The organism is Streptomyces sp. NPDC019224, from assembly GCF_040632605.1.
Classification (GTDB): Bacteria; Actinomycetota; Actinomycetes; order Streptomycetales; family Streptomycetaceae; genus Streptomyces.
The window spans coordinates 215,343-242,133 of record NZ_JBEYCF010000002.1 but is presented as its reverse complement, the minus strand read 5'-3'; the positions used below and the strand labels follow the sequence as shown (position 1 = coordinate 242,133).

At 72.7% G+C, this 26,791-nt stretch carries 17 protein-coding genes; 6 read left to right on the top strand and 11 right to left on the bottom strand.

Features of this window, described 5'->3' with window-relative positions; translation table 11 throughout:
• The 5 genes from ABZ564_RS02525 to ABZ564_RS02505 all read right to left on the bottom strand — a co-directional run bounded on the left by ABZ564_RS02525 (window position 1) and on the right by ABZ564_RS02505 (window position 5,715).
• Window positions 1-903, bottom strand: coding sequence for a carbohydrate ABC transporter permease (locus tag ABZ564_RS02525; protein ID WP_360848211.1), 903 nt, complete (start codon window positions 901-903; stop codon window positions 1-3).
• Between the two features lies 1 nt (window position 904).
• Complete coding sequence (locus ABZ564_RS02520) at window positions 905-1,846, bottom strand: sugar ABC transporter permease (RefSeq protein ID WP_360848208.1); 942 nt, start codon at window positions 1,844-1,846, stop codon at window positions 905-907.
• 10 nt (window positions 1,847-1,856) lie between these two features.
• Window positions 1,857-3,194: an ABC transporter substrate-binding protein gene (locus ABZ564_RS02515; RefSeq protein ID WP_360848205.1), complete on the bottom strand. Its 1,338-nt coding sequence runs from the start codon at window positions 3,192-3,194 to the stop codon at window positions 1,857-1,859.
• Window positions 3,195-3,264: 70 nt separating this feature from the next.
• Complete coding sequence (locus ABZ564_RS02510) at window positions 3,265-4,491, bottom strand: ROK family transcriptional regulator (RefSeq protein ID WP_360848202.1); 1,227 nt, start codon at window positions 4,489-4,491, stop codon at window positions 3,265-3,267.
• Between the two features lie 165 nt (window positions 4,492-4,656).
• Window positions 4,657-5,715 (bottom strand): mechanosensitive ion channel family protein, encoded by a 1,059-nt coding sequence (locus ABZ564_RS02505; protein ID WP_360848199.1) that lies wholly within the window; start codon window positions 5,713-5,715, stop codon window positions 4,657-4,659.
• A 295-nt stretch (window positions 5,716-6,010) separates the two neighbouring features.
• On the opposite strand from ABZ564_RS02505, the gene ABZ564_RS02500 reads away from it, so the two are divergent.
• Window positions 6,011-6,547, top strand: coding sequence for an HNH endonuclease (locus ABZ564_RS02500; protein ID WP_018552807.1), 537 nt, complete (start codon window positions 6,011-6,013; stop codon window positions 6,545-6,547).
• 75 nt (window positions 6,548-6,622) lie between these two features.
• On the opposite strand, the gene ABZ564_RS02495 is transcribed toward ABZ564_RS02500, so the two are convergent.
• Window positions 6,623-9,628 (bottom strand): beta-N-acetylglucosaminidase domain-containing protein, encoded by a 3,006-nt coding sequence (locus ABZ564_RS02495; protein WP_360848196.1) that lies wholly within the window; start codon window positions 9,626-9,628, stop codon window positions 6,623-6,625.
• A gap of 313 nt (window positions 9,629-9,941) precedes the next feature.
• On the opposite strand from ABZ564_RS02495, the gene ABZ564_RS02490 reads away from it, so the two are divergent.
• The 5 genes from ABZ564_RS02490 to alc all read left to right on the top strand — a co-directional run bounded on the left by ABZ564_RS02490 (window position 9,942) and on the right by alc (window position 15,084).
• A complete protein-coding gene (locus ABZ564_RS02490) occupies window positions 9,942-10,208 on the top strand; it encodes a hypothetical protein (protein ID WP_360848193.1) in 267 nt (88 codons plus the stop codon).
• Window positions 10,209-12,497 carry a 4-alpha-glucanotransferase gene (gene malQ / locus ABZ564_RS02485; protein ID WP_360848190.1) on the top strand — a complete coding sequence of 763 codons (2,289 nt, stop codon included), beginning with the start codon at window positions 10,209-10,211 and terminating at the stop codon, window positions 12,495-12,497.
• Between the two features lie 61 nt (window positions 12,498-12,558).
• Window positions 12,559-12,789 carry a hypothetical protein gene (locus ABZ564_RS02480; protein ID WP_360848187.1) on the top strand — a complete coding sequence of 77 codons (231 nt, stop codon included), beginning with the start codon at window positions 12,559-12,561 and terminating at the stop codon, window positions 12,787-12,789.
• A 145-nt stretch (window positions 12,790-12,934) separates the two neighbouring features.
• Window positions 12,935-13,885: a LysR substrate-binding domain-containing protein gene (locus ABZ564_RS02475; protein WP_360848184.1), complete on the top strand. Its 951-nt coding sequence runs from the start codon at window positions 12,935-12,937 to the stop codon at window positions 13,883-13,885.
• 59 nt (window positions 13,886-13,944) lie between these two features.
• Window positions 13,945-15,084, top strand: coding sequence for an allantoicase (gene alc, locus ABZ564_RS02470; protein ID WP_360848181.1), 1,140 nt, complete (start codon window positions 13,945-13,947; stop codon window positions 15,082-15,084).
• 85 nt (window positions 15,085-15,169) lie between these two features.
• On the opposite strand, the gene pepN (ABZ564_RS02465) is transcribed toward alc, so the two are convergent.
• The 5 genes from pepN (ABZ564_RS02465) to pepN (ABZ564_RS02445) all read right to left on the bottom strand — a co-directional run bounded on the left by pepN (ABZ564_RS02465) (window position 15,170) and on the right by pepN (ABZ564_RS02445) (window position 26,657).
• Window positions 15,170-17,746, bottom strand: a complete 2,577-nt coding sequence (gene pepN, locus ABZ564_RS02465; protein WP_360848178.1) for an aminopeptidase N — start codon at window positions 17,744-17,746, stop codon at window positions 15,170-15,172.
• A gap of 310 nt (window positions 17,747-18,056) precedes the next feature.
• Window positions 18,057-19,085: an aspartate-semialdehyde dehydrogenase gene (locus ABZ564_RS02460; protein WP_360848175.1), complete on the bottom strand. Its 1,029-nt coding sequence runs from the start codon at window positions 19,083-19,085 to the stop codon at window positions 18,057-18,059.
• A gap of 187 nt (window positions 19,086-19,272) precedes the next feature.
• Complete coding sequence (locus tag ABZ564_RS02455) at window positions 19,273-22,590, bottom strand: S8 family serine peptidase (RefSeq protein WP_360848172.1); 3,318 nt, start codon at window positions 22,588-22,590, stop codon at window positions 19,273-19,275.
• 211 nt (window positions 22,591-22,801) lie between these two features.
• Window positions 22,802-23,860: a hypothetical protein gene (locus tag ABZ564_RS02450; RefSeq protein WP_360848169.1), complete on the bottom strand. Its 1,059-nt coding sequence runs from the start codon at window positions 23,858-23,860 to the stop codon at window positions 22,802-22,804.
• A 205-nt stretch (window positions 23,861-24,065) separates the two neighbouring features.
• Window positions 24,066-26,657: an aminopeptidase N gene (gene pepN, locus ABZ564_RS02445; RefSeq protein ID WP_360848166.1), complete on the bottom strand. Its 2,592-nt coding sequence runs from the start codon at window positions 26,655-26,657 to the stop codon at window positions 24,066-24,068.
• Window positions 26,658-26,791 lie beyond the last annotated feature (134 nt).

Below are 26,791 nucleotides of genomic sequence, written 5' to 3'. Positions count from 1 at the left end.
TCAGCCCTTTACTCCGGTCAGTGTGACGCCCTCGACAAAGGCCTTCTGTGCGAAGAAGAAGACGACGATCACAGGGGCCATGACCAGAACGGTCGCGGCCATGGTCAGGTTCCAGTCGGTGTGGTGCGCGCCCTTGAAGGACTCCAGTCCGTAACTCAGTGTCCACGCACCCGGGTTCTCGGAGGCGTAGATCTGCGGGCCGAAGTAGTCGTTCCAGGCGTAGAAGAACTGGAAGAGGGCGACGGCGGCGATCCCCGGCCTGGCCATCGGCACCACCACGCGCAGCAGGGCGCGCAGTTCGCCGCAGCCGTCGACCTTCGCCGCGTCGAGGTACTCGTCGGGGATGGTCAGCAGGAACTGCCGCAGCAGGAAGATGGAGAACGCGTCACCGAAGGCCATCGGGACGATCAGCGGCCACAGCGTCCCGGACAGGTCCAGCTGCTTGGCCCAGAACAGGTACATCGGGATGACCACGACCTGCGGCGGCAGCATCATCATCGAGATGACGAGCATCAGCGACAGACGCCGGCCGCGGAAGCGGAACTTGGCGAGCGCGTACGCCACGGGCAGCGAGGACACCACGGTGAGGACGGTGCCCAGACCCGCGTACAGCAGGGTGTTCTTCCACCAGGTCAGGAAGCCCGGGGTGGCGAACACCCTCTGGTAGTTGGCCCACTCGAAGGGGTGCGGCCACAGGTCCCGGGTGAGGGCCTGCTGGTCGCTCATCAGCGAGGTGAGCACGAGGAAGACGAACGGCAGCACGAAGAAGAGGGCGGCCGCCACGCCGAGCGCGTGGACGGCGATCCAGTGCAGCAGCGCCTTGCGGCGTGCGACGCGCCGGGCGGGGGAGACGGGCTCGCCCGCCGGGACCGCCGTCGCCGGGGTGTCGAGGACCTGCGCCATGTCACTCACCTGCCTGGATCAGTCCGCTGCGGCGCCGCATCAGCAGGGCGGTGAACGCCATGGCGAGGACGAAGAGTACGAGCGCGACCACACAGGCGGAGCCGTAGTCGAAGCGCTGGAAACCGAGGTTGTAGACCAGCTGCGGAAGCGTCAGTGTCGACTTGTCGGGATAGCCCGGTTCGAACTGCTGGCCCGAGCCGCCCATGACCCCGGAGGCGACCTTCCCCGCCACCAGGGGCTGGGTGTAGTACTGCATCGTCTGGATGATGCCGGTGACCACGGCGAACATGATGATCGGCGAGATGTTCGGCAGCGTGACGTAGCGGAACCGGTGGTACGCGCTCGCCCCGTCCAGCTCCGCCGCCTCGTACTGCTCCTTCGGTACGTCGAGCAGCGCGGCCATGAAGATCACCATCAGGTCGCCCACCCCCCACACCGCGAGCGCGGTCAGCGCGGGCTTGGACCAGGTGGCGTCGGTGAACCAGCCGGGCGTGCCCATGCCGAGGTCGCCGAGGACCGAGTCGACCGGCCCGGTCCCGGGGTTGAGCAGGAAGACGAAGCCCAGCGTGGCCGCGACCGGCGGGGCCAGGTAGGGCAGGTAGAACAGCGTCCGGAAGACCCCGGTCCCCGTCCTGATCCTGGTGATCAGCAGCCCGACACCGAGTCCGAACACCACCCGGCAGGCCACCATCACCACGACCAGCCACAGCGTGTTGCGCAGCGCCGGCCAGAACAGCGGGTAGTCGTGGAAGACGTACGACCAGTTCTTCAGCCCGCTGAACTCGGGGGCGGCGAAACCGTCGTAGCTGGTGAAGGAGAAGTAGAGCGTGGAGATCAGCGGGTAGGCGAAGAAGACGCAGAACCCGATCAGCCACGGCGACATGAAGGCCGCTGTCCGAAGCGCCGACCTGCGGCGCTTCGAACGGAGTGTGTACGTGCTCATCGCGCCGGCTCTACTTCGCCTGGGCGATCGCCGCGTCGATCTCCTCGGCGGTCTTCTCCAGGCCCGCCTCGATGTCCTTCTGCCCGCCCTTCTCGACGTCGTAGCCGAGGTTCTGCAGGGACACCAGGTACGCGCCGCCGTTCACCGAGGGCGGGGTGGTGGTGGACTTCGGGTTCGCCGCGATGTCCAGGAAGGTCTTGAAGCGCGGGTCGTACGTCAGCTTCGGCGACTTCAGTGCGGCCAGCGTGGAGGGCACGTTGTGGATGGCGTTGGCGAAGTTCACGACCGCGTCGGTGTCGGTCGTCATGAACTTGACCAGCTCCCAGGCGGCGTTCTGCTTGCCGGAGGTCGAGGCGATGCCCGCGATGGTCCCGGTCAGATAGCCCTTGCCGTAGGTGTCGGCCTCGTCGTCCGCGACGGGCATCGGGGCCACGCCGATCTCGAACCCCGGCTTGCTGTCCTCGGCCATGCCGAGCCGCCACTCGCCGTCCAGCTGCATGGCCACCTGGCCGGTGTGGAACGGGTGCTCGGCGCCCCACTCGTCACCGAAGCCGGTACGGAACCTCTCCAGCTTCGCGTAGCCGCCGAGCGAGTCGACCAGCTTCTTCTGGCGGGTGAGCATCGCGGCGAACGCCGGGTCCTTCGCGATGTTCGACCTGCCGTCCGCGTCGAAGTAGGTGGGGTTCCAGCCACCGAGGTAGTGCTCGGTCGTCGACTCGTAGCCGTGGTAGTTCGGCATGAAGCCCAGCTGCTCGTACGAGTCGCCCTTGGTCTTCGTCAGCTTCTTCGCGTCGGCCGCGAACTCCGACCACGTCTTCGGGGGGTTCGCGATCCCGGCCTTCTCGAAGGCGTCCTTGTTGTAGTACAGCCCGTACGCGTCGCCCAGCAGCGGGACCGTGCAGCGCACCCCGTCGAACTGGGTGTACTCGTTCATCGCCTTCGGGAAGGTGGCCTCCGGGTCGATGCCGTCCTTCTTCAGGAACGGGTTGAGATCGACGAACGCCTTCGAGGAGCAGAACTTGCCCACGTTGTTCGTGGTGAAGGAGGAGACCACGTCCGGGGCCTTGGACCCGCCGGCCCGCAGCGCCTGGTTGATCTTGTCGTCGGTCATGTTGCCGACGGCCTTCACATGGATGTTGGGGTGCGCCTTCTCGAACGCGGCGATCGTGGCCTCGATCGCCTTCACCTCGCCCGGCGCGCTCCAGCCGTGCCAGAAGGTGATGGCCGTCTCCTTGGACGCGTCATCGTGGGCCCCCGAGCCGCTCTGCCCGGTACAGGCGGAGGCGAACAGGGCTATCGCGGCGGTCGCGGCGAGTGCGACGGCCGGCTTCCGGCGGTTTTTGGACATGGTGAGGTCTCCCGGTGAAGGGGCGGGCGGGGAAGGACGGGACGTGTACGGGAAAGCGGTGGGGCGAGGATCAGCGCGAGGTGTCGAACACTTCGTCGCGGGTGGTGGCGAGCGCGCTCTCCAGCGCGCCGCGCAGAACGGGCCGGTGGGTGACGTCCCCGGCGAGCAGCCGGGGCCTGGCCGCGGCGAGCTCGGCCAGCTCGGCGGCGACCCGGCCGCGCAGCTGCTCCCCGCCGCGCGAGAACAGCTCGCCGGAGAGCACGACGAGCTCCGGGTCCAGGACCGCGACCAGGGAGGCGAGGCCGGTCGCGAGGCCGGTGGCGAACCGGTCGAGCAGCCGGCCGTACGGCCCGGCCCCGCCCTCCTCCTCCACCGCTTCGGCGGCCCGGCCGACCAGGGCGGCGGCGGTCTCGTGGTGGGGGCCGGAGCCGGGCGCCACCTCGTCGGCGATGCCGAGTTCCCGGGCCAGTCGCGCGAGCACCTGGGCGCCCGCCAGCTCCTGGAAACCGCCCGCGTTCGCCTTGGCGACCTGGCGGACCAGCGGCGCCCCCGGCACCGGCAGGAAGCCGACCTCGCCGGCGCCCCCGGTGAAGCCCCGGTGCAGCCTGCCGTTGATGACGAGTGCGGCGCCCAGGCCCTCCTCGTTCCACAGCAGGACGAAGTCGTCGTGGCCGCGGGCCGCGCCGCGCCGCTGCTCGGCCACGGCGACGAGGTTCACGTCGTTCTCGTACTCGACGGGCATCGGCAGCACGGCCGCCAGCTCGTCCAGCAGGGTGGGGGAGTGCCAGCCGGGCAGGTGCGAGGCGTAGCGCAGCCGGCCCGTGTTCGGGTCGAAGGCGCCCGGCGTGCCGATGACCACCCGGTGCACGTCGGCCCTGGCCAGCCCGGCGTCCGCGACCGCCCCGTCGAGCGCCCCGGTCACCTGCCGCACCACGCTGTCGGCGCGCCGGCCGGGCGTCCGCAGCTCGAACTCCCCGACCGTCTCGCCGGTCACATCGGCGACGGCCGCGACGATCCGGTGGGCGTTCACGTCGAGCCCGGCGACATGGGCGGCCGAGGCGTTGACGGCGTACAGCTGGGCGTTCGGCCCGGGGCGGCCGGCCGCGGTCCCGGTGGCCACGACGAGCCCGGCCGCTTCGAGGCGGGCCAGCAGCTGGGAGGCGGTGGGCTTGGACAGGCCGGTCAGCTTCCCGATCCGGGTCCGCGAGAGGGGGCCGTGCTCCAGGAGCAGATCGAGGGCGGCGCGGTCGTTCATGGCGCGCAGAACGCTGGGGGTGCCCGGCGTGGTTCCGGCCATGAGCACTGCACCCGCCTCTCTGTTAGGAAAGTTTCCTATCTGATGAGAGGAAGGTAGGGCCCGCACCGTCCGGACGTCAATGACCTGGCCGCCGGTGGCGGCCAAAGCGTTACCCGGCCGGAAACGACACCGGCCGGGGACCGCGCGGGTCCCCGGCCGGGAGGGCTACTTCGTGGTGCTCGGCGGCGGGATCGGGGTCGTCGCCAGGGACTGCGGGGAGGTCGCCGAGGCGTACGCCGAGGGGGCGGCCATACCGGCCGTGGGGTCGGCGGCCTCCGGGGCCTCCTCCGGCGCGCCCGCCACCATGCTGATGCCGGCCGCGTCCAGGGCCACCTTGATGCGCCAGCGCAGCTCGCGCTCCACGCCGAGCGCCTGGCCCGGCATGGTCTTCGCGCTCACCCGTACCGTCATCGAGTCCAGCAGCACCGTGTCCAGGCCCAGGACCTCCACCGGGCCCCACAGGCGCTCGGTCCAGGGGTCGTCCTTGGCCATCTCCTGGGCGGCCTCGGTGATCACCGCGCGGATCTTCTCCAGGTCCTCCGTGGGCCGCACCTGCACATCGACGCCGGCCGTGGACCAGCCCTGGCTGAGGTTGCCGATCCGCTTGACCTCGCCGTTGCGGACGTACCAGATCGCGCCGTTCTCACCGCGCAGCTTGGTGACGCGCAGACCGACCTCGATGACCTCGCCGGAGGCGACGCCCGCGTCGATCTGGTCGCCCACGCCGTACTGGTCCTCCAGGATCATGAAGACCCCGGACAGGAAGTCGGTGACCAGGTTGCGGGCGCCGAAGCCGAGCGCGACCCCGGCGACCCCGGCGGAGGCGAGCAGCGGGGCCAGATTGATCTGGAACGCGCCCAGGATCATCAGCGCCGCGGTGCCCAGGATCAGGAACGAGGCCACCGAGCGGAGCACCGAGCCGATCGCCTCCGAGCGCTGGCGGCGGCGCTCCGCGTTGACCAGGAGGCCGCCGAGAGCGGTCCCCTCGACCGCCTGGGCGCTGCGGTTCATCCGTTCTATGAGCTTGGTCAGGGCGCGGCGGACCGCGATGCGCAGGACCACCGCGATCGCGGCGATGAGGATGATCCGCAGACCGGTGTTCAGCCAGGTGGACCAGTTCTCCTCCACCCAGCCCGCGGCGTCGCCGGCCTGCTTCGCGGCTTCGTCCAGCGAGCCGCCGGGCTCCGGTGACGGGGCTGCGGCCAACAGGGCGGACAGGAGCACGGCTAAACCTCCAGGGGGCGAGCGCTGAGCGGAAGAGCGCTGAACAACCACACTAACGGGGCATCGCCCGTGCTCCGTTGCCGTGAACGGGGGGAGAGACACGGCTCACCCGGGGATACGGAACGGATAAGGACCCGGCACGCCCCGGACAGCCCCGGTCCCGGCCCGGCACCGGAAAAATTCCTTCCGGCCCGTTACCCGCACGTGGTGGCGCTACGACCAGGCGTGAGGGGAGACTGAGAGCGGAGATCGTCCCGGCGCGAGCCACGCGCCGCCGGCGTACAAGGAGGCATCCGTGCCGCATGTCCTGGTTCTCAACGCGTCGTACGAGCCGCTCGGCGTCGTACCGCTCCGCCGCGCGCTCGTCCTCGTCCTCGAGAACAAGGCCATATGCCTCGAGGAGTCCGGCGCCTTCATGCACAGTGCCACCCGGGCCGTCCCGGCCCCCAGTGTCGTCCGTCTCAAGCGCTTCGTGCGGGTTCCCTACCGGGGCCCCGTGCCGCTGACCCGGCGGGCCCTGTTCGCCAGGGACGGCGGGCGCTGCATGTACTGCGGGGCCGCCGCGACCAGCGTCGACCACGTCATCCCGCGCAGCCGGGGCGGGCAGCACGCCTGGGACAACGTGGTGGCGGCCTGCCGCCGCTGCAACCACGTCAAGGCCGACCGCCATCTGCCCGAACTCGGCTGGCGGCTGCACCAGCAGCCCGCCCCGCCGACCGGGCTCGCCTGGCGGATCATCGGCACGGGCCACCGCGACCCGCGCTGGCTGCCCTATCTGCAACCGTTCGGCGCGGACGACGCGATGGCCCGGATCGACGGCATCTCAGCCTGAGACCGGGCCCGCGTCGTCTCCGGGGCCGGTGCGCCGCGCCCCGGCTGCGGCCGGCCGCGCCCCGGCACGGGCCGGTCAGCCGTCCCCGGCCACCGCGTACGCCTTGACCGACCAGAGCGAGATGCCGTACTCGGTGGCCCGCTCGTCGCCCCGGACGCGGATGAACCGGGTGTCCTTCGCGTCCATCCGCACCGACTCGTGGCCGCCCGCGCCCTCGCGGACGGTCGCGGCGGTGCGCCAGGTGCGGCCGTCGGCGGACACCTGGACGCGGTAGCGGGAGGCGTACGCGTCCTGCCAGTCCAGCACCACCTTGCCCAGCCGGACCGGGGCGGGCAGTTCGGCCTGCCACCACGCCCCGTCCTCGGCCGGTGAGGACCAGCGGGTCCCCGGGTCGCCGTCGGACGCGGCGGACGCCGGGAAACCGTCGGTCTCGTCGCCCGACGAGGAGGCGGTGGCCCCGCGCAGCAGGTCGGGCCCGGCGGTGCGCGGGTAGGCCCGGACGGTCAGGGTGGTCTCCTCGTCACCGAAGGCGAACGGCACCTCGTACTCCCCGGCCGGGGTGTCCGCCGGCACGGTGATCTCCACCGGCACCTCGGTCCGCGTCCCGCGCGGCACGGTCGTACGCTTCGGCACCCGCACCTCGATGCCCTCGGGCGCCTTCGCGGTCAGCCTGCCGTGCACCTGGGCCGGGCGGCGTCCGGACAGCCGGGCCCGGACCTCCTGCGGCCCGCCGCCGATCACGGCGTCCGTCTCCCCGCGTGCCAGGTCCAGCCGGGCGGCGGGCTCGTCCCCGAACCACGGCACCAGGGAGCGCACGTCGGGGGCGGCCCCCGCCGCGACGGGCGCGCCGGCCAGCGGCGGGATGACCAAGGACGGTGCTCCGGCCACCACCGGGGTCGCGGCCGGCCAGCTGATCCGGACCGCGTCCGCTCGCACCCCCCGGCCCGCCGCCTGGGTCCAGCCGCTCGCCGACAACGGGCCGAGCGCGCGCCAGCCCTCGCCCGGCACATGGGCCTGGACCGTCGCGCCCGCCGCCGCCCCGGCGTCCGGCAGGGTCGTCGCGGTGACGGCCTCCAGCGGGCGGGCCCGGTCCAGCCGCACCGTATAGCTGCCCGGGGCCTCGGCCGCCTTGCCGCCCTGCCGGTCCGTGCCGGTCCAGGAGCGGGCCTCCTTGCGGGTCCGGTCGAGGAACGGGCCGAGCACGCCCTCGCCGACCGTCGCCCCGCCCGCCGCGATCTCCTCGCGGACCGGCTCCAGCGCCAGCGAGGCCCGCCACGCGGCGGCCCCGTCGCCGCGGGCCTGGGCACGCAGCAGATCGACGGCCAGCTCGCCCGCCCGGCCGTAGCGGGACAGCTGCGCGGTCCACGGCCGGACCTCGTCGCCGAGCCGGCCCCCGGCCACGCCCGCGAGCCGTGCCGGGGCCTCGCGCATGTCGCCGAACGCGGCCCGCAGCCGGTCCGCCGCCGTGTCGAGTGCCTCGGCGTCGGCGCCCGCGTACGCCTTCCAGAACGCGGCGATCAGCGGCCGCAGATACGCGGACTCGGTGCCCCCCAGCACGGAGCCCGCGCTGTTGCCCGCCAGCGCCCGCAGCGCGCCGCCGCTGCCACTGCCGCCGGAGCCCGCGAGGTCGTCGATGGCGGCCTCCCAGGACGCGCCGGGGTCGTAGCCCTTCGGGTTCCACGCGAAGTCGGCTGCCGTGAACAGCGGGATGCGGGAGGCGGCGGGCTGCTCCATCGCATTGGCCAGCAGCGCCGCCGAGTCGGCCGCGACCGCCGGGTCCCGGCCGGTGTACGGGCCGAGGAAGATCCGGTCCTGGGCGTAGTCGTTGACCGGGTAGTTGTCCATGGTCACCAGCGGATGCCCGAACGCGGCACGCGCCTGCGCCAGTTCGGCGCCGGTGATGGTCTTCGGCACGACCCCGACGCCCGTCCAGGCGACCTCGACGCCGTCCGTCAGCTCCCCGGCGAGCGCCGTGCGGTACTCCGTGGCGCCGTCCTGGTAGAACTCCGTCGGCATCACCGACAGCGGCCGCGCGCCCGGGTGGCGCTCCGCCAGGTGCCGGGCCACGCCGTTCACGAGGCGCGCCTGGGCGCGGGCGGCCGCCTCGGCGCCGCTGCCGAAGGTGTCCGCGTCGGCCGCGCAGTGCCACTCGCTGTAGCTCACGTCCTGGAACTGCAGCTGGAAGGCCCGCACCCCCAGCTCCCACATCTCGTCGATCTTCCGGTTCAGCGCCTTCGGATCGCGGTTCGACGACAGACACATGGACTGGCCCGGGGCCACCGCCCAGCCGAGCGTCACATGCGCGGCCGCGGCCCGCTCGGCCAGCGCGCGGAACTCGGCGCGCCGCCCCGCCGGGTACGGATCGCGCCAACGGGCCTGCCGGTACGGGTCGTCCCCCGCCGCGTAGAGATAGCGGTTCTGCTTGGTGCGCCCCAGGAAGTCGATCTGCGCGAGCCGGTCCTCCTGGCTCCACGGCTGCCCGTAGAAACCCTCGGTCAGCCCGCGCACCCCGGTGGACGGCCAGTCCCGGACCGTGACCCCGGCGACCTTCCCGCCCCGGACCAGCTGGCGCAGTGTCTGCACCGCGTGGAACAGCCCGTCCTCGCCGACGCCCTCCAGGGCCACGGCGTCCCGCTGCGCGACCCGGCCGGCCGCGAGCCGGTAGCCGCCCGCGGGGAGGTCCGCCCGGTCCGCCGCGCCCAGGGCGCGCAGCGCGTCCGCCGCCCCGTCGCCGCCCAGCCGGATCACGGGCCCGGCGCCCGGCAACGCCTCGTGGACCGTCCGCACCCCGGCGTCCCGCAGGACCGTGCGCAGCGCGTCCACGGCGTACGGATCGGCCTCCGCGTCCGCGACCAGGGTCACCTCGTCGCCCAGGGCGACCGCCGGGCCGGCCGCCTTCATGCTCTGCGGGCGCGGCCACACGGCGGGGGGAGCGCCGGCCGCCGGGCGGCCGGGCTCCGCTGCGGACGCGGCCGTGGGGTCCGGGGGAGCGGCGAGTGCGGGCGGGGCCCCGGCGGAGAGCAGCCCGCCGAGCACGGCCACGGCCACGGCCGTCGCCCGCGTCCTGCCACTGAGCCGCATCCCTGTATCTCCCCTCGATCCCACCGGTGGGCTCCGAGCCCACCACCTCGCGCGCGAGGGTGTCAATGTGTGAGGCGATCGGTACGGAAATGCCTGGTGTGACCGGTGTGATGAGCGGGATGCGTGGGGTGGGGCGATACGCGAAAGACAGCGCCGAATGGCCGAAAAAGGCGAACGTCTTGCGGGCAACCGGCCCTTCGGGAACGGAATGTGACCCCGAGCACGTTCAACTCGTTGTCAGCACGCCTACGTCTGCGGCAGTCTCCGCTGGGTAGGCCGTCTCTGTCCTGTTCTCCACGGCCAGGAGGCCCCCATGCCCGCCACCGCGCAGCTTCCGCTCTCCGCCCTCTCCAAACAGGCATCCGGTCCCGCCCCGCTGATCAGCGCGTCCCCCACCACCGTGCCCGGCCCGCTCACGAGCGAACCGCCGCTCGCCGACGCCATACCCCTGACCAGCGAGCCCCCGCTCGCCGAGGCCACCCCCCTGACCAGCGAGCCCCCGCTCGCCGTCCTCGCCCCGCTGACCAGCGAACCGGCCGCGTCCGGCAGCGCGTGGGGCCCGGAGTCCCCAGGAGTCTGAATGGGCTTGTCCCGGCTCGCCGCACTGCACGGCGTCGCCACCTCCTTCTCCCCGTCCACCGGCGTCACCGAGCCCGTCCCCGAGACCACGGTCGTCGCCGTGCTCGGCGCGCTCGGCGTCGACGCCACCACGCCCGAAGCGGTACGGGGCGCGCTCGCCGCCGCCGAGTCGGCGGCCCGCGCACGGCTGCTCCCGACCACCCTGGTGGTGTGGTCCGGCGAACCACTGCCGCCCGCGCTCACCGGGCTGCCGCCCGGCACGGAACTGACCATCCGGCTGGAGGAGGCCGACGAGACACCCCCGCTCCTGATGCGGGTGCCCTCCGCGGAGCCAGGCCCGGCGGGTCCGGGGGGCGCCGTGCCTCCGGCGGGCGCCGTGTCCCCGGCCGCCGCCGCGGCGGGCCCCGCCGCTCCCGCGCCCCGCCCGGACGGGGATGCGAATCCGGCCGACCCCGGCGCCCCGGCACCACCCGCCGCCTCCGACGGGGAGGCAACCGCCCTCGCCGCCTCCGGCACCCCGGACGCCCCCCTCTGGTGGGCCGAGCCGCCGCTCGGGGTGCACCGGCTGGCCGTCCGCGCGCCGGGAGGCGAGGAGCAGTCCTGCACACTCGTCGTCGCCCCGGACCGCGTCCCGCAGCCGCCCGGCCGCAGCCACGGCTTCCTCGTCCAGCTCTACTCCCTGCTCTCCGCCCGCTCCTGGGGCATGGGCGACCTCGGTGACCTCGCCGACCTCGCCTCCTGGTCCGGCCGCCGGCTGGGCACCGGCTTCGTCCAGATCAACCCGCTGCACGCGGCGGTGCCCGGCGACCCCACCGACCCCTCGCCCTACCGCCCGTCCTCCCGCCGCTTCCCCGACCCGGTGCACCTGCGCATCGAGTCCGTCCCGGAGTACGGCCACGTCCCCGACCCGGCCGCCCTGGACGCGCTGCGCCGCAAGGGCGCCGAGCTGAGCGGAGCCGTCCTGGACAAGGGCGCGCTCATCGACCGGGACGCCGTCTGGGCGCTCAAGCGGCAGGCCCTCGACCTGCTCATCGACGTCCCCCTCACCCCCGGCCGGCACGCCGCCTACTGCGACTTCCTCGCCGCCCAGGGCCGGGCCCTGGAGGACCACGCCCTGTGGTGCGCGCTGGCCGAGGTGCACGGCCCCGACTGGCACAGCTGGCCCGACGGACTGCGCGACCCCCGCTCCGACGCCACCGCCCGCGCCCGCGCCGAACTGCTGGACCGGGTCGACCACCACTGCCGGCTCGCCTGGCTGACCGACACCCAGCTCGCCGACGCCCAGCGCGCCGCCCTGGACGCCGGGATGGCCGTCGGCATCGTCCACGACCTCGCGGTCGGCGTGCACCCCGGCGGCGCCGACACCTGGGCCCAGCAGGACGCCTTCGCCCACGGCATGTCCGTCGGCGCGCCCCCGGACGCCTTCAACGCGCGCGGCCAGGACTGGGGCCTGCCGCCCTGGCGCCCCGACGCCCTCGCCGCCTCCGGCTACGCCCCCTACCGCGGACTTCTGCGCGGCCTCCTCGCCCACGCGGGCGCCCTGCGCATCGACCACGTGATGGGCCTGTTCCGGCTCTGGTGGGTGCCCGAGGGCCGCCCGCCCACCGAGGGCACCTACGTCGCACACGACGCGGAGGCGATGCTCGCCGTCCTGGTCCTGGAGGCGCACCGGGCCGGCACCGTCGTCATAGGGGAGGACCTGGGCACGGTCGAGCCCGGCGTCCGCGAGGCGCTGGCCCGGCGCGGCGTCCTCGGCACCTCGGTGCTCTGGTTCGAGCGGGACTGGGCGGGCACCGGCCGCCCCCTCGCCCCCGAGCAGTGGCGCGAGGACTGCCTGGCCACCGCCACCACCCACGACCTGCCCTCCACCGCGGCCCGGCTGACCGGCGACCACGTGACGCTGCGCCACCGGCTCGGCCTGCTCACCCGCCCGCTGGACGAGGAGCTCCGGGAGGACAGCGCCGACACGGCCGAGTGGCTGGCCCTGCTCACCCGGCTCGGGATGCTCCCCGAGGGCGGCGACGAGGAGGCGGCCGTCCAGGCCGTCCACCGCTTCCTGCTGCGCACCCCCGCCCGCATGGCAGGGGTGTGGCTGCCCGACACCATCGGCGACCGCCGCCCGCAGAACCTGCCGGGCACCTGGGACCAGTACCCCAACTGGCGGCTGCCCATCGCCGACGCGGAGGGCCGCCCCGTCACCCTGGAACAACTGGCCGCCTCGCCCCGGCTGCACCGCCTGATGGACGTCCTGCGCGCCGCCCGGGAGCATCCGGAGGCCACTACGGCATAGTCCGGCCCCGTACGGCACCCCCGGGCGCGCGGCCCGCGTAGGCGTTCGCTACGTTTGCACCGTGGACAAGAAGAACGCTATGCGCGCCGGCGCCGTCGCCGCCGGAACGACGCTGATGATGCTGCTCATGTCGTCCCCCGCGCTCGCGCTCACCCGCGACGACGGCGACGACCCGGGTTCCGGCCTGAGCGTGATCGACACGATCGGCCTGTTCGTCGTGGCGCCCATCGTCCTGTTCGCGGTCATCGCGGGCCTGGTCATGGTCCTCGACAAGTCCAAGAAGCAGGCCTGACCCACCTGCCGGGCGACCGGGGCCCCGCCCCGGTCCCGCCCCGCACAGCACGGGTGCGCCGCACGGTAGCCACTACCGCGCGGCGCACACGCATGTCCGGATCCGCGCCCGGAGGCAGCCCGCGGCCGACGGACAGGCAGCGGCCATGACCGAGTGGGACGTCAAGAAGCTCCGCGTCCTGCGCACCCTGCGCGACCGGGGCACGGTCACCGCGACCGCCGACGCCCTGCTGATGACCCCGTCCGCCGTCTCCCAGCAGCTGTCCAACCTGGCGAAACAGCTCGGCGTGCCCCTCCTGGAGGCCCAGGGCCGGCGGGTCCGCCTGACCGATGCCGCCCATCTCGTCCTGCGGCACGCCGAGGCGGTCTTCGCCCGACTGGAGCGCGCCGACGCCGAACTGACCGGCTATCTGCGCGGCGAGGCGGGCGAGGTCCGCGTCGCCGCGTTCGCCACCGCCGTGCCCGCCCTCGTCGTCCCCGCCGTGCAACGGCTGCGCTCCGCCGGCCGCCCCGGCCCCGACGTCCGGGTGCGGGAGGCGGAGGCCGCCCAGGCGTACGAACTGCTCGCCGCCGCCGAGGTGGACCTCGCCCTGTCGCTGGCCGCCCACGCCCCGACGGCCCGCGACCCCCGGTTCTCCGTGCTGCCGCTGCTCGCCGACCCGCTCGACGTGGCCCTGCCGGCCGGCCACCGGCTCGCACACGCGCCCGGGCTGCGGCTGGCCGACCTGTCCGCCGAGCCCTGGATCTTCGGCGGCTCGGAGCCCTGGTCCGAGATCACCGTCTCCGCCTGCCGGGCCGCGGGCTTCGTCCCCGAGCAGGCGCACAGCGCGTCCGGCTGGACCGCGATCCTCGCCCTGGTCGCCGCGGACCTGGGCATCGCCCTGGTCCCGCGCATGGCGTCGGCGGAACGGCACGGCCCGGGCGGCGTGGTGATGCGGGTCCTGGACGCGGACCGGCCCCGGCGCCATGTGGTCGCCGCCGTCCGGCGCGGGGCCGAGGACGCCCCGGCGGTGGCCCGGGTCCTCACGGCCCTGCGCGAGGCGGCGGGGCCGTACGGGGAGCCGCACGGGGAGAGCGCGACCGTTCAGTCCGGCTGAACGATTCGTGCGGAAACTTTCGATGGACCTGCCGGCTTCCGCCGTACGACAGTGCACGCATGACCACCGAACAGGACGAGAACCGGCACGACGACCCCCACGCCAACGACGCGGCCCCGTACGGCGGCGGCGACCCCTACGCCGACTACCGCACCGCCGACCTCCCCTTCACCGAGCTCGTCGACCTCGCCGACCGCCGCCTCGGCGCGGGCGTGATCGCCGCCAACGACGAGTTCTTCGCCCAGCGCGAGAACCTGCTCGTCCGGGAGCGCGCGGTCTTCGACCCCGAGCACTTCGGCCACAAGGGCAAGATCATGGACGGCTGGGAGACCCGCCGCCGGCGCGGCACGGACGCCGAGCACCCCTTCCCGGCCCCCGACGAGCACGACTGGGCGCTCATCCGCCTCGGCGCCCCCGGCGTCATCCGCGGCATCGTCGTCGACACCGCCCACTTCCGCGGCAACTACCCGCAGCGCGTCTCGGTCCAGGCCACCTGCGTCGAGGGCGCGCCCGGCCCGGAGGAACTGCTCGCCGACGACGTGAAGTGGGAGGAGATCGTCCCCCCGGCCCCCGTACGCGGCCACGCCGCCAACGGCTTCGAGATCACCGGAGGACGCCGCTACACGCACATCCGCCTCTGCCAGCACCCCGACGGCGGCATCGCCCGCCTCCGCGTGCACGGCGAGGTGATACCCGACCCGTGCTGGCTGGCGACGCTCTCCACGTTCGACCTGATCTCGGTCCTGAACGGCGGCAGCTACGAGGACGCCTCGGACCGCTTCTACTCCTCGCCGACCCAGATCATCCTGCCGGGCACCTCCCGCAAGATGGACGACGGCTGGGAGAACCGCCGCCGCCGGGTCCGCGACACCCACGACTGGGTCCGCTTCCGGCTGCCCGCCCAGGGCGCCGTCCGCGCGGTCGAGATCGACACCGCCTGCCTGAAGGGCAACGCGGCCGGCTGGATCGCCCTGCACGGCCGGGACGGCGAGAGCGGCGAGTGGTTCGAGATCATCCCGCGCACCCGGCTCCAGCCCGACACGCCGCACCGCTTCCCGCTGCCGGCCGAGGCCGTGGTCACCCACGTACGGCTGGACGCCTTCCCCGACGGCGGGGTCGCCCGGATGCGCCTGCACGGCTCCCTGACCGAGTCCGGCGCGGCCGACCTCGCGGCCCGCCACGAGGCGTCGGCTTCGTAAGTCCCGGCCGGCCTCGTACCTCCCCCGCTCCGCCCGGCGGACGGCTGCGCGTCAGCGCCTGTCCGCCGGGCGGTTTCCAGCGGGGCTACGCGGTCGCGGCCGCCGCGTCCGCCGTCCGGGCCCGCAGCGCGCGCTCCACGCCCGAGCGGGACTCCGAGATCAGCCGGCGCAGACCCGCGTTCGGTTCCGCCGAGGCCAGCCAGGCGTCCGTGGCGTCCAGGGTCTCCTGCGAGACCTGGAGCGCCGGGTACAGGCCGACGGCGACCTGCTGGGCCATCTCGTGGCTCCGCGAGTCCCAGACGTCCTTCACCGAGGCGAAGAACTTCTCCGTGTACGGGGCCAGCAGCTCACGCTGGTCCGTCTGCACGAAGCCGGCGATGACCGCCTCCTGGAGGGAGTTTGGCAGCTTGTCGGACTCGACGACCGACGCCCACGCCTCGGCCTTCGCCTCCTCGGTGGGCCGCGCCGCACGGGCGCAGGCCGCGTGGCGCTCGCCCGCCGCGGTGCGGTCCCGCGCGTACTCGGCGTCGATCTCCTCCTCGTCGACCATCCCGGTGGCCGCGAGCCGCTGGACGAGCGCCCAGCGCAGCTCGGTGTCGACGGTCAGGCCCTCGACCGCCTCGGTGCCGTCGAGCAGCGAGCGGAGCAGGTCCAGCTGCTGGGGGGTGCGGGCGGTGGCCGCGAAGGCGCGCGCCCAGGCCAGCTGGTGGTCGCTGCCCGGCTCCGCCGCGCGCAGGTGCGCGAGCGTCGCGTCGGTCCACTGCGTCAGACCCGCCTCGCGCCACTCCGGCGTCGCGTACAGGTCGATCGCCGTCTTGACCTGGCGGTGCAGCGACTGCACGACGCCGATGTCCGACTCCTTGCCGATCCCCGAGAGGACCAGCGCGAGGTAGTCACGGGTGGCGAGCTCACCGTCCCGGGTCATGTCCCAGGCCGACGCCCAGCACAGGGCGCGCGGCAGCGACTCGGTGAAGTCACCCAGGTGCTCGGTGACGACCCGCAGCGACTCCTCGTCGAGGCGGACCTTCGCGTACGACAGGTCGTCGTCGTTGAGCAGGATGACGGCGGGGCGCGCCTGGCCGGCGGGGAACGGCACGGTGGTGCGCTCGCCGTCGACGTCCAGCTCGATCCGGTCCGTACGCACCAGCTTCCCGGCCCCGTCGAGGTCGTAGCAGCCGATGGCGATGCGGTGCGGGCGCAGCGTCGGCTCGCCCTTGGCGCCGGCGGGCAGCGCGGGCGCTTCCTGGAGCACGGTGAACGACGTGACGTGGCCGTTCTCGTCGGTCTCGATCTCCGGGCGCAGGATGTTGATGCCGGCCGTCTCCAGCCACGCCTTCGACCAGGTCTTCAGGTCGCGGCCGGAGGTCTCCTCCAGCGCGCCCAGCAGGTCGGTCAGCCGCGTGTTGCCGAAGGCGTGCGCCTTGAAGTACGCCTGGACGCCCTTGAAGAACTCGTCCATGCCGACGTACGCCACCAACTGCTTCAGGACCGAGGCGCCCTTGGCGTACGTGATGCCGTCGAAGTTGACCAGGACGTCGTCCAGGTCGCGGATGTCGGCCATGATCGGGTGGGTCGAGGGCAGCTGGTCCTGCCGGTAGGCCCACGTCTTCATGGAGTTGGCGAACGTGGTCCACGAGTGCGGCCACCCCGAGCCCTCGGCGTACGCCAGGCAGGCGATCGAGGTGTACGTGGCGAACGACTCGTTCAGCCAGAGGTCGTTCCACCACTCCATCGTGACGAGGTCGCCGAACCACATGTGGGCCAGCTCGTGCAGGATGGTCTCGGCCCGCGTCTCGTACGCCGCGTCCGTCACCTTGGACCGGAAGACGTACTGGTCGCGGATGGTCACCGCGCCCGCGTTCTCCATCGCGCCCGCGTTGAACTCCGGGACGAAGAGCTGGTCGTACTTGGCGAACGGGTACGCGTAGTCGAACTTCTCCTGGAACCAGTCGAAGCCCAGCCGGGTCACGTCGAAGATCGCGTCCGCGTCCAGGTACTCGGCGAGCGAGGGCCGGCAGTAGATGCCCAGCGGGACGGTCCGGCCGTCCTTCTCGTAGCTGCTGTGCACCGAGTGGTACGGGCCGACGATCAGGGCGGTGATGTACGAGGAGATGCGCGGCGTCGGCTCGAACGACCAGACGTCGTCCTGGGGCTCCGGTGTCGGCGAGTTGGAGATCACGGTCCAGCCGGAGGGGGCCTTCACGGTGAACCGGAAGGTCGCCTTCAGGTCGGGCTGCTCGAAGCTCGCGAAGACGCGGCGCGCGTCCGGGACCTCGAACTGGGTGTACAGGTACGCCTGCTCGTCGACCGGGTCGACGAAGCGGTGCAGTCCCTCGCCGGTGTTGGTGTACGCGCAGTCGGCGACGACCTTCAGCTCGTTGGCGCCGGCCTGCAGGTGCGGCAGGGTGATGCGCGAGTCGCGGAACACCGCCGCGACGTCCAGCGGCCTGCCGTTCAGCTCGACCTCGTGCACCGCGGGGGCGACCAGGTCGATGAAGGTCTCCGCACCGGCTTCGGCGGAGTCGAAGCGCACGGTGGTGACGGACCGGTAGGTCCCGCCCTCCTGCGCCCCGGAGAGGTCGAGATCGATCTCGTACGCGTCCACGGTCAGCAGGCGCGCCCGCTCCTGTGCCTCTTCGCGGGTCAGATTCGTGCCAGGCACGCGGTCATCTCCTTGCTCTGTGATGTTTCCCGCCATCCTTCCACGGGACGGCCACACAGAGCGATGCCCGTTTTCGGCCCTGGGCGAAGGCGCTCCTCCAGCCCTTCCGGCGTTCGCCTCCTCCAGCCCCTTCCGGCGTTCGTCTCCTCCAGCCCCTTCCGGCGTTCGCCTCCTGCAGCCCCTCCGGCGTTTGAGGAGCGGGGTCCGGGGCAGAGCCCCGGTTTCGGGAAGGGGCGGGGAGGGGACGGCCCCGCGCAGCGGCACCGCCCCCCGGCGTCCTCCGGCCTCCGGCGCCCCCGGCGCCCCCGCGTCAGCCGGCGAGCTCCGCCGCCACCAGCTCCGCGATCTGGACCGCGTTCAGCGCCGCGCCCTTGCGCAGGTTGTCGTTGGAGACGAAGAGCGCGAGCCCGTGCTCCACGGTCTCGTCGTTGCGGATGCGCCCCACGAAGGACGCGTCCTTCCCCGCGGCCTGGAGCGGCGTGGGGATCTCGGACAGCTCGACGCCCGGCGCGTCCTTCAGCAGTTCGTACGCGCGCTCCACCCCGATCGGGCGGGCGAAGCGGGCGTTGACCTGGAGGGAGTGGCCGGAGAAGACCGGGACCCGGACGCAGGTGCCGGAGACCTTCAGCTCCGGGATCTCCAGGATCTTGCGGGACTCGTTGCGGAGCTTCTGCTCCTCGTCCGTCTCGAAGGACCCGTCGTCGACGACGGAGCCGGCCAGCGGCAGCACGTTGAAGGCGATGGGGCGCTTGTAGACACCGGGCTCCGGGAAGTCCACGGCCGAGCCGTCGTGTGTGAGCTTGTCCGCGTCGGCGACGACCTTGGACGCCTGGCCGTGCAGCTCGGCGACGCCGGCCAGGCCGGAGCCGGAGACCGCCTGGTACGTGGCGACGGTCAGCGCTTCGAGCCCCGCCTCCTCGTGCAGCGGGCGCAGCACGGGCATGGCGGCCATCGTGGTGCAGTTCGGGTTGGCGATGATGCCCTTGGGGCGGTTTGCGATCGCGTGCGGGTTGACCTCGGAGACGACCAGCGGAACCTGGGGGTCCTTGCGCCAGGCGGAGGAGTTGTCGATCACGACGGCGCCCTGCGAGGCGACCTTCTCGGCGAGCGCCTTCGACGTCGCGCCACCGGCCGAGAAGAGCACGATGTCCAGGCCCGTGTAGTCGGCCGTCGAGGCGTCCTCGACGGTGATCTCCCGGCCCTGCCACTCGATCGTGGAGCCCGCCGAGCGCGCGGAGGCGAACAGCCGCAGCTCGTCGGCCGGGAACTTCCGCTCGGCCAGGATGCTGCGCATGACTGTGCCGACCTGACCGGTGGCGCCGACGATTCCGACCTTCACGGGAACTCCCTCAGACGTACGAACGGGCACGGTTGCCGCTCCATGATGCGTATGTCCACGGCTTCCTTGTCCAATCCATTGTCCGGCCCGCGGGACGGCCCGCGAGCGGGGGCGCAGCGCAGCGGGGGCGGGCGCTCCGTGAGCGCCCGCCCCCTGTCGTACGGATCACACGTTCAGCGTGGTGTGACTACGGCGTGACCTTCTCGATCACGACGCTGCCGGTGCCCGCGGCGGTGCCGCGGGAGTTCACCAGCTGGACCTCGCCGAAGAACTGCCGGCCTGCGGGGGCGGCCCCGGCGACCGCGACCTCGGCACCGACCTTGGCCGACGCGCCGTTGGCCAGGTTCACGGCCTTCGACTCGTCGACGTTGATCGTGCCGAGCGACGGCGAGTAGTACACGTCGCGGTAGTCGTACTCGGTGGTGCCGGCGGGGACGTCGTAGCCCTCGATCTCGACCCTGTACGTGCCCGCGGACGGCTTCACCAGGCTGACGGCCTCCTCGGAGCCCGCCGTGGTGGAGGAGCCCACCTCGGCCGCGCCCTTGTAGACGTACAGGTCCAGGTCGGCGTTGGCGTCCGAGGTGCCGCCGATGGCGAAGTCCAGCTTCTCGACGCCCTCACCGATGGTGACCTCCTTGACGTACTTGCCGCCCGTAGAGATCGACGGACGCTCGACGGCGGCCGAGCCCAGCGAGCCGCCCTTGAGCCTGCCCGTCAGGTCACCCGCGTTGTTGGTGACCGTCCAGTCCACCGCGGCCGGGGTGCCGATCTTCGCCTCGGCGAGGGTCCGCACCGCCGGGTCGAAGGTGGCGCCGAGCAGCGAGACATCCAGCTTGTACGGGTTGTCGAGCAGCGGCGACGTACGCCGGGCCTCGACCTCGATCTCCCAGACACCGGCCTGCGGGTCGGCGTACGAGCGCACGTCGGGGCGGCAGGTGTTGGCCGGGTTCTCGTAGTTCGGGTAGCAGAACGGCGTCCCGCTGTCCTCCACCGCGACCCCGTACGGGTGGATGGAGATGAAGCGGGTCTGGCTGCCCGAGCGCAGGGCGCTCATGGCGACCTCGAGGGTCTTGGCGCCCTCCGGCACGGTCACGAAGTACGACGTGGTGCCGTTGCGCTGCACCGAGCCGGACGTCGTGTACGCGTACGCCGGCTTCACCAGGTCCTTGGCGACGACGACCGTCGTCAGGATCTGCTGGTCCACCCCGGAGGTCTTCGCGTCGTCGAGCTGCAGGATCGCGCTGTGCACGCCCGCGCTGCCCGGCTTCGCCTGGACCTTGACCGTCACCGGCTTGCCGAGCGGCAGCGAGACGGTGCTCGGGCCGGTCAGCCCGAAGGTGCCGTCGTTGTACTTCCAGGACAGCTTGTGCGCGACGTCCTTGTCCGCGCCCGTGGTGCGGGTGACCGTGACGTCGTAGGTCTTCTTCTGGCCGGTCTTGAGGCCGCCCTCGCGGTCGTACAGGCCGGTGCCGAAGCCCGGGGTCTTGAGCGCGAAGTCGATCGCGGTGTCGACCGGGGCCTTGACCGTGTACTCGTGCGCCGGGGCGCCCTGCTTCTCGATCTGCTTCCAGGCGCCGACGATGTTGATCAGACCGGCACCCTGGGCGTGCGCGGGCACGTCCTTGATCCGGGTGGCGGTGCTGGTCAGCGCGGTGCGCAGGTCGGCCGGGGGCAGCTCGATGTGCTTCTGCTTCGCGGCGGACAGCAGCAGCGCGGTCGCGCCGGCGGCCTGCGGGGAGGCCATCGACGTGCCCTGGAGCATGGAGTAGCCGGCCGGGAGGGAGTAGCCCGCCTCCTTGACCGGACTGCCGGGCAGCCAGGTCTGCGTCGAGTTGATCGCCGCGCCGGGAGCCGTCAGGGTCGGCGTGAAGCCGCCGTCCTCACGCGGGCCGCGCGAGGAGAACGGCATCATGTCGTACTTCTTGGTGACGGCCGAGCCGTAGTTCGCGGCCCAGGTCTCCTTGGAGATGGACGCGCCGACCGAGATGACGTGGTCGGCGAGGCCGGGGTCACCGATGGTGTTGACGCCGGGGCCGCTGTTGCCGGCCGAGATGACCAGCTGGACGCCGTAGACGTCGATGAGGCGCTTGTAGAGCTCGGCGCGGGCGTTGTTGCCGTCGTTGAGCGGCGGCAGGCCGCCGATCGACATGTTGACGACGTCGACGCCGCGGTTCACGACGAGGTCGATCATGCCCTCGGTGAGCGCGATGTTGGTGCAGCCGCCGGACCAGGTGCAGGCGCGCGAGGAGACGATCTTCGCGCCGGGCGCGGCACCGTTCATCCTGCCGCCGAACAGACCGTTCGCGGCGGTGATGCCCGCGACGTGGGTGCCGTGCTCGGACTCGATCACGCCGATGTTGACGTAGTCGGACGTGGCGCCCGCCGCGTTGTACACGACGTTCTTGCGGGTCTCCACGACGAACGGGATGCGCTCGACGACCTCGGTCCGCGGGTCGTCCGTGCCGAAGTAGGAGACCTGGTGGTTCTCCTTGTACGGCTTGAGGACCTCGTCGTCGGAGAAGTTCGCGTTGTTGTTCAGGTCCACCCGGGTGGTGCCGGCGACCGGGTCGTACAGGACGGCCCAGGAGTCGGTGGTGTCGCCGTCCCGGTTGAGGTCGCCCGCCATGTCGCCGCCCCTGGTGACGGCCTCCTTGAAGACGCTGATCCGGTACGACCCGGCCGGGGCCGCGTAGGAGCGGCCGCCGTAGGTGAACGCCGGTCCGGACACCGCGTCCGTCATCCGCAGCCAGGTGCCGTCGCCGTCGCTGACCGGGTCGGTGGCGGTCACCCAGTCGGTGATCTTGCGCTCGCCGGTGGTGGTCTTCTGCAGCGCCGGGTGACCGAGGTCGACCCCGGAGTCGAGGACGCCGATGGTCACGCCGCGGCCGTCGGCCTTGGGGTGCTGCTGGACGAAGTCGACCGCGCCCGTCTCGAAGGAGGGGTTGTACGGGTTCGTCGCCGGGGTGTTCTTCCCGGGCGCCGGGTAGGTCCCCGTCGACTTCACCGAGGTCCGGCCACCGGTCGCCCGGTCGGCCGACGGCGTCGGGTCGTCCAGCACGATCTCCTGCTTGAGATCGATGCCGTGGACGGACGACAGCTTCGAGGCCGCCTTGATGGTGGCCTCGGCGGCCGCGGTGGGCACGGTGGCCCGCACATAGCCGAGCTTGTCGTAGGCCTGCCCGAGCACGGAGCCCTTGACGGCGTCCAGTTGCTCGGTGACCTGCTCGGTCGCACCGGGAGCGGTGGCGACCATCATCGTGATGTTCTTCTCGCCCTTGGCCTTCGCCTTGGTGAGAACCTCGGCGTCGGCCGTGCCGAGCTTGTCCGCCGCGCCGCCGCCGGCGGCGGTCTTGACGGGGGCGGGGGCGGGGGCCGGGGCGTCGGTCGCGAAGACCGGAGCGGCGCCGGTGGCGGCCAGGGCGGCCACCAGTCCGGCGGCGGCCGCGACGCGGGCCACGCGTCTCGCGCCGGGTATGGGGCTGGGGGATTCGGAGGTCATCAGCATCCCTGTATGTGAAAGAGAGAGTCCGGAAATCGGTACCGGATGACCGCTCACCCTTTCGTAAATGACAGGGGTTTGTGGAGAGTTGTGAGGGGCTTGTTGAGGTCATGGCGTAATCCCGCCACCGGGGCCGATATGCCGGAGGGGGGCGAACAGCCCGATTCAGGTGCGAATCGGGCCGCGCCCGGGGAGCCGCCGGTGGGACGGCGGCGCCTCAGCGAGGCAGGATCATCACGTACGCCGCCGGCTCCCGGTCCGCCGCGGCCATCAGCGCCGTCCGGACCACCGTCGCCTGCTGCTCGCGCGCGTCGCGCAGCTTCTCCGGGGCGAGGTGGACGACGGTGACCCCGAGCCGTTCCAGATGCTCGCGCCGCGCGGCGTACGCGGACCACTCGGCCTCGTGCTCCTCTTGCCGCCGGCCCTCGGCGAGGGGGCTGTGCCGCGGGGCCCCGATGTCCAGCACCGCGGCGACCGCCTCGTCGGGCCAGTAGGCGTCCACGCCGCCCAGGTGCGGGCCGCCGGGCAGCCGCAGATCCACGTTCCACATCGGCTCCTCGAGCCCGTGAGCGCGCACCATGTCGTACAGCCGCTCCTCCGCCATGGCCCGGCCCTCGGACAGCAGGGTGTCGAGCGCGTGCGCCACCTGCGGCCGGCCGAGCGCCTTGACGCGGTTCAGCTCACCGACCACCACGGCCGGTTCGCAGTGGCCGCCGCGCACCGCCTCGGTGAGCAGTCGGCGCACGGTGAGCGCGTCACCGGGCCCGGCCACCGCGTCCGCCAGTGCCCGCGCCACCGGGGCCACCGGCAGTCCGTCCACCCGCTCCGGCCGCGGCGGTTCGGCGGTCCGCAGCAGCCGGGCGTACCCGGCCGACCGCAGCCGTCGCGCCCGGGGCACCAGCACGTCGATCCGCTCCACCGCGGTGGCGGGCGGCGCAGCGGCGAAGCCGTACAGCGAGAGCGCGGCGAGCCCGGTGAGCATCGCCTCGCCGTACGCCGGGTCGGCGGCCCGGGAGGGGACGGGCCCCCGGCCGGAGGCCGGCGGCCGGCCCGCGTACAACAGGGCGGACCGCAGCCGCTCCCGGCCGCTGAGCGCCCCCGGGTGCAGGACGAAGACGCCGGGCAGCGGCTGCTGCCACGGGCCCCCGGCCCCGCACCGCGCGGCGGCCTGCCCGGCGGACACGCCCATCGCCTTCAACTGGGCGGAGGAAAGCACGCGTTGACGCGCAGGGGTGGTGACGGAGGGAAAGGGCGGGAGCGGGGTGTTCTGAGCCATGCTCCGGTGTATCCCGCCGGCGGGCGGAATCCTGACCCTTGTTACAGGCCCGTCGACATATCCGGACAACGCCGTCCTGAAGTACGGGCGTTCGACATCCGAAAAGGCCGGGTCCGCCCCACCGCCCGTCCGTCAGGCGTTCGAGGACGGAACCCTTGCCCGGCAACGGAGTCACCGGGCAAGGGCCCCGACCAGGAGGCCCCGTTCACGCCACCGAATCCACCGCCTGCGCCCGAAGTCCCCGCGCCAGGTCGTCGCGGGCCTCCAGCACCAGCCTCCGCAGCGCCGGCGCCGCGTCCGCGTGGGACTCCAGCCACGCGTCGGCCGCCTCCAGGGTCGCCGGGTCGTCCTGGAGGGCCGGGAACAGCCCCCTGACCACGGCCATCCCGATCTGGATCGACCGCTCGGCCCAGACCCGCTCGATCGCCTCGAAGTACCGCTCGGCGTACGGCGCCAGCAGCTCCCGCTGCGAGGACTGCGCGAAGCCCGCGATCGTCGCCTCCACCAGGGCGTTGGACAGCGTGTCCGACTCCACGACGTCCGCCCACGCCCGGGCCTTGACCTCGGCGGACGGCCGGGAGGCCAGGCACCGTACGTGGTGCCGCTTGCCGGAGGCCGTGTCGTCCCGGGCCAGCTCGGCGTCCACCGCCGCCTCGTCGGCGGCGCTGTGCGCGACCAGCGGCGACAGGAACGCCCAGCGCAGCTCCTGGTCGACGTCGAGCCCGTCGATCCTGGCCGTGCCGTCGAGCAGCCCGGACAGCAGCTGGAAGTCGCTGTCCGACGCGGCGACCGACGCGAAGAACCGGGCCCAGGCGAGCTGGTGCTCACTGCCCGGCTCGGCGAGCCGCAGTTCGCCGAGGGCGCCCTCGGCCAGTGCGCGGCCGCCCTCCTCGCGCCACTCGGGGGCGGCGTAGTGCACCAGCGCGCCGCGCGTCCAGGTGTGCAGCATCTGGAGCACACCGATGTCCGTCTCGCGCCCGGCGAAGGCCAGGACCAGCGAGACGAAGTCGCGGGCGGGCATCAGCCCGTCCCGGGTGAGGTTCCACAGCGCCGACCAGCACAGGGCGCGGGCCAGCGGGTCCGTGATGTCGCCCAGGTGCGCCCGCAGGGTGGTGAGGGAGACCTCGTCGAAGCGGACCTTGCAGTACGTCAGGTCGTCGTCGTTGACGAGGATCAGCTCGGGCCGCTCGGCCCCGGCCAGCTCCCCGATCACCGTGCGCGGACCCGACACGTCCGCCTCGGCGCGCGCGTAACGCACCAGTTCCCCCTCGGGGGTGCGGCGGTACAGGCCGACGGCGATCCGGTGGGGCCGCAGCTCCGGGTGGGACTCGGCGGCCTCCTGGAGGACGGCCAGCTCGGTGATCCGGCCGGCCGCGTCGTACGTCGCCACCGGGGTCAGCGAGTTGACGCCCGCGGTCTGCAGCCAGGAGCGCGACCAGGCGGTCATGTCCCGGCCGGACGTCTCGGACAGCACCGACAGCAGGTCCCCGAGCCGGGTGTTGCCGTAGGCGTGCTTCTTGAAGTAGCGCCGGGCCCCCTCCAGGAACGCATCCCGTCCCACGTACGCCACCAGCTGCTTCAGCACGGAGGCGCCCTTGGCGTACGTGATGCCGTCGAAGTTCAGCTTGGCGTCCTCCAGGTCACGGATGTCGGCCGTGACCGGGTGGGTGGAGGGCAGCTGGTCGGCGCGGTACGCCCAGGACTTGCGGTTGTTGGCGAAGGTGATCCAGCCGTCCTCGAAGCGGGTCGCGCCCACCATCGCGAAGACGCCCATGAAGTCCGCGAAGGACTCCTTCAGCCACAGGTCGTCCCACCACTGCATGGTGACGAGGTCCCCGAACCACATGTGCGCCATCTCGTGCAGGATGACGTTGGCCCGGCTCTCGTACGCCGCCTGCGTCACCTTGCCGCGGAAGATGTACTCCTCGCGGAACGTGACGCAGCCCGGGTTCTCCATCGCGCCGAGGTTGTACTCCGGCACGAACGCCTGGTCGTACTTCCCGAACGGGTACGGGTAGTCGAAGTTGTCGTGGAAGAAGTCCAGGCCCTGCTTGGTGATGAGGAAGACGTCGTCGGCGTCGAAGTGCTTGGCGAGCCCCTTGCGGCACATGGCGCCGAGCGGGATCTCCAGCGTCGTGCCGTCCTCGAAGGTCCGGCTGTAGGAGTCGGTGACGTAGTGGTACGGGCCGGCGACGACCGCCGTGATGTACGTGGAGATCGGCTGGGTCTCCGCGAACCGCCACACCCCGCCCTCGCGGGACTCCTCCGCGCCGTTGCTCCAGACCGTCCACTCCGCGGGCGCCGTGACCCGGAAGCGGTAGGGGGCCTTGAGGTCGGGCTGCTCGAAGTTGGCGAAGACGCGGCGCGCGTCCGCCGGCTCGTACTGGGTGTAGAGGTAGACCTCGCCGTCCTCCGGGTCGACGAACCGGTGCATGCCCTCGCCGGTCCGGCTGTACGCGCACCGCGCGTCGACCACCAGGACGTGTTCGCCCTCCGGCAGGTCCGTCAGCGCGATCCGCGCCCCGTCGAATACGACGGCCGGGTCCAGCTCGGTGCCGTCCAGCGTCACCGCGTCGACGGACGGGGCGATGAGGTCCGCGAAGGTCGACGCGCCGCCGCGCGCCGTGCGGAAGCGGATCGTCGTCAGCGAGCGGAAGGTCAGCGGACCGTCCGTCAGGTCGTCCCGGCCGGGCTCGCCGATCGCGGAACGCACGTCGAGTTCGACGTCGTAACCGTCGACGGTCAGCAGCTCGGCCCGCTCGCGGGCCTCGTCTCGGGACAGGTTCTGGCCGGGCACGGCACACTCCTTTGTGTCACGTTCGAATAGTTTGATCCTCCCATGCCGTCTTCCTGACCCGCGTGCGGGAATGGCCGGAGCGTCGTCCGGTGTTCTCGCGCACAGACTTACCCACCGACGCGATCCGTCCGTTC

Excerpts from the sequence above, each read along its gene's own strand:
- ABZ564_RS02525 (WP_360848211.1), bottom strand. The coding sequence starts at position 903 with ATGGCGCAGGTCCTCGACACCCCGGCGACGGCGGTCCCGGCGGGCGAG.
- ABZ564_RS02520 (WP_360848208.1), bottom strand. The coding sequence starts at position 1,846 with ATGAGCACGTACACACTCCGTTCGAAGCGCCGCAGGTCGGCGCTTCGG.
- ABZ564_RS02515 (WP_360848205.1), bottom strand. The coding sequence starts at position 3,194 with ATGTCCAAAAACCGCCGGAAGCCGGCCGTCGCACTCGCCGCGACCGCC.
- ABZ564_RS02510 (WP_360848202.1), bottom strand. The coding sequence starts at position 4,491 with ATGGCCGGAACCACGCCGGGCACCCCCAGCGTTCTGCGCGCCATGAAC.
- ABZ564_RS02495 (WP_360848196.1), bottom strand. The coding sequence starts at position 9,628 with ATGCGGCTCAGTGGCAGGACGCGGGCGACGGCCGTGGCCGTGGCCGTG.
- ABZ564_RS02490 (WP_360848193.1), top strand. The coding sequence starts at position 9,942 with ATGCCCGCCACCGCGCAGCTTCCGCTCTCCGCCCTCTCCAAACAGGCA.
- malQ (WP_360848190.1), top strand. The coding sequence starts at position 10,209 with ATGGGCTTGTCCCGGCTCGCCGCACTGCACGGCGTCGCCACCTCCTTC.
- ABZ564_RS02475 (WP_360848184.1), top strand. The coding sequence starts at position 12,935 with ATGACCGAGTGGGACGTCAAGAAGCTCCGCGTCCTGCGCACCCTGCGC.
- alc (WP_360848181.1), top strand. The coding sequence starts at position 13,945 with ATGACCACCGAACAGGACGAGAACCGGCACGACGACCCCCACGCCAAC.
- ABZ564_RS02455 (WP_360848172.1), bottom strand. The coding sequence starts at position 22,590 with ATGCTGATGACCTCCGAATCCCCCAGCCCCATACCCGGCGCGAGACGC.
- ABZ564_RS02450 (WP_360848169.1), bottom strand. The coding sequence starts at position 23,860 with ATGGCTCAGAACACCCCGCTCCCGCCCTTTCCCTCCGTCACCACCCCT.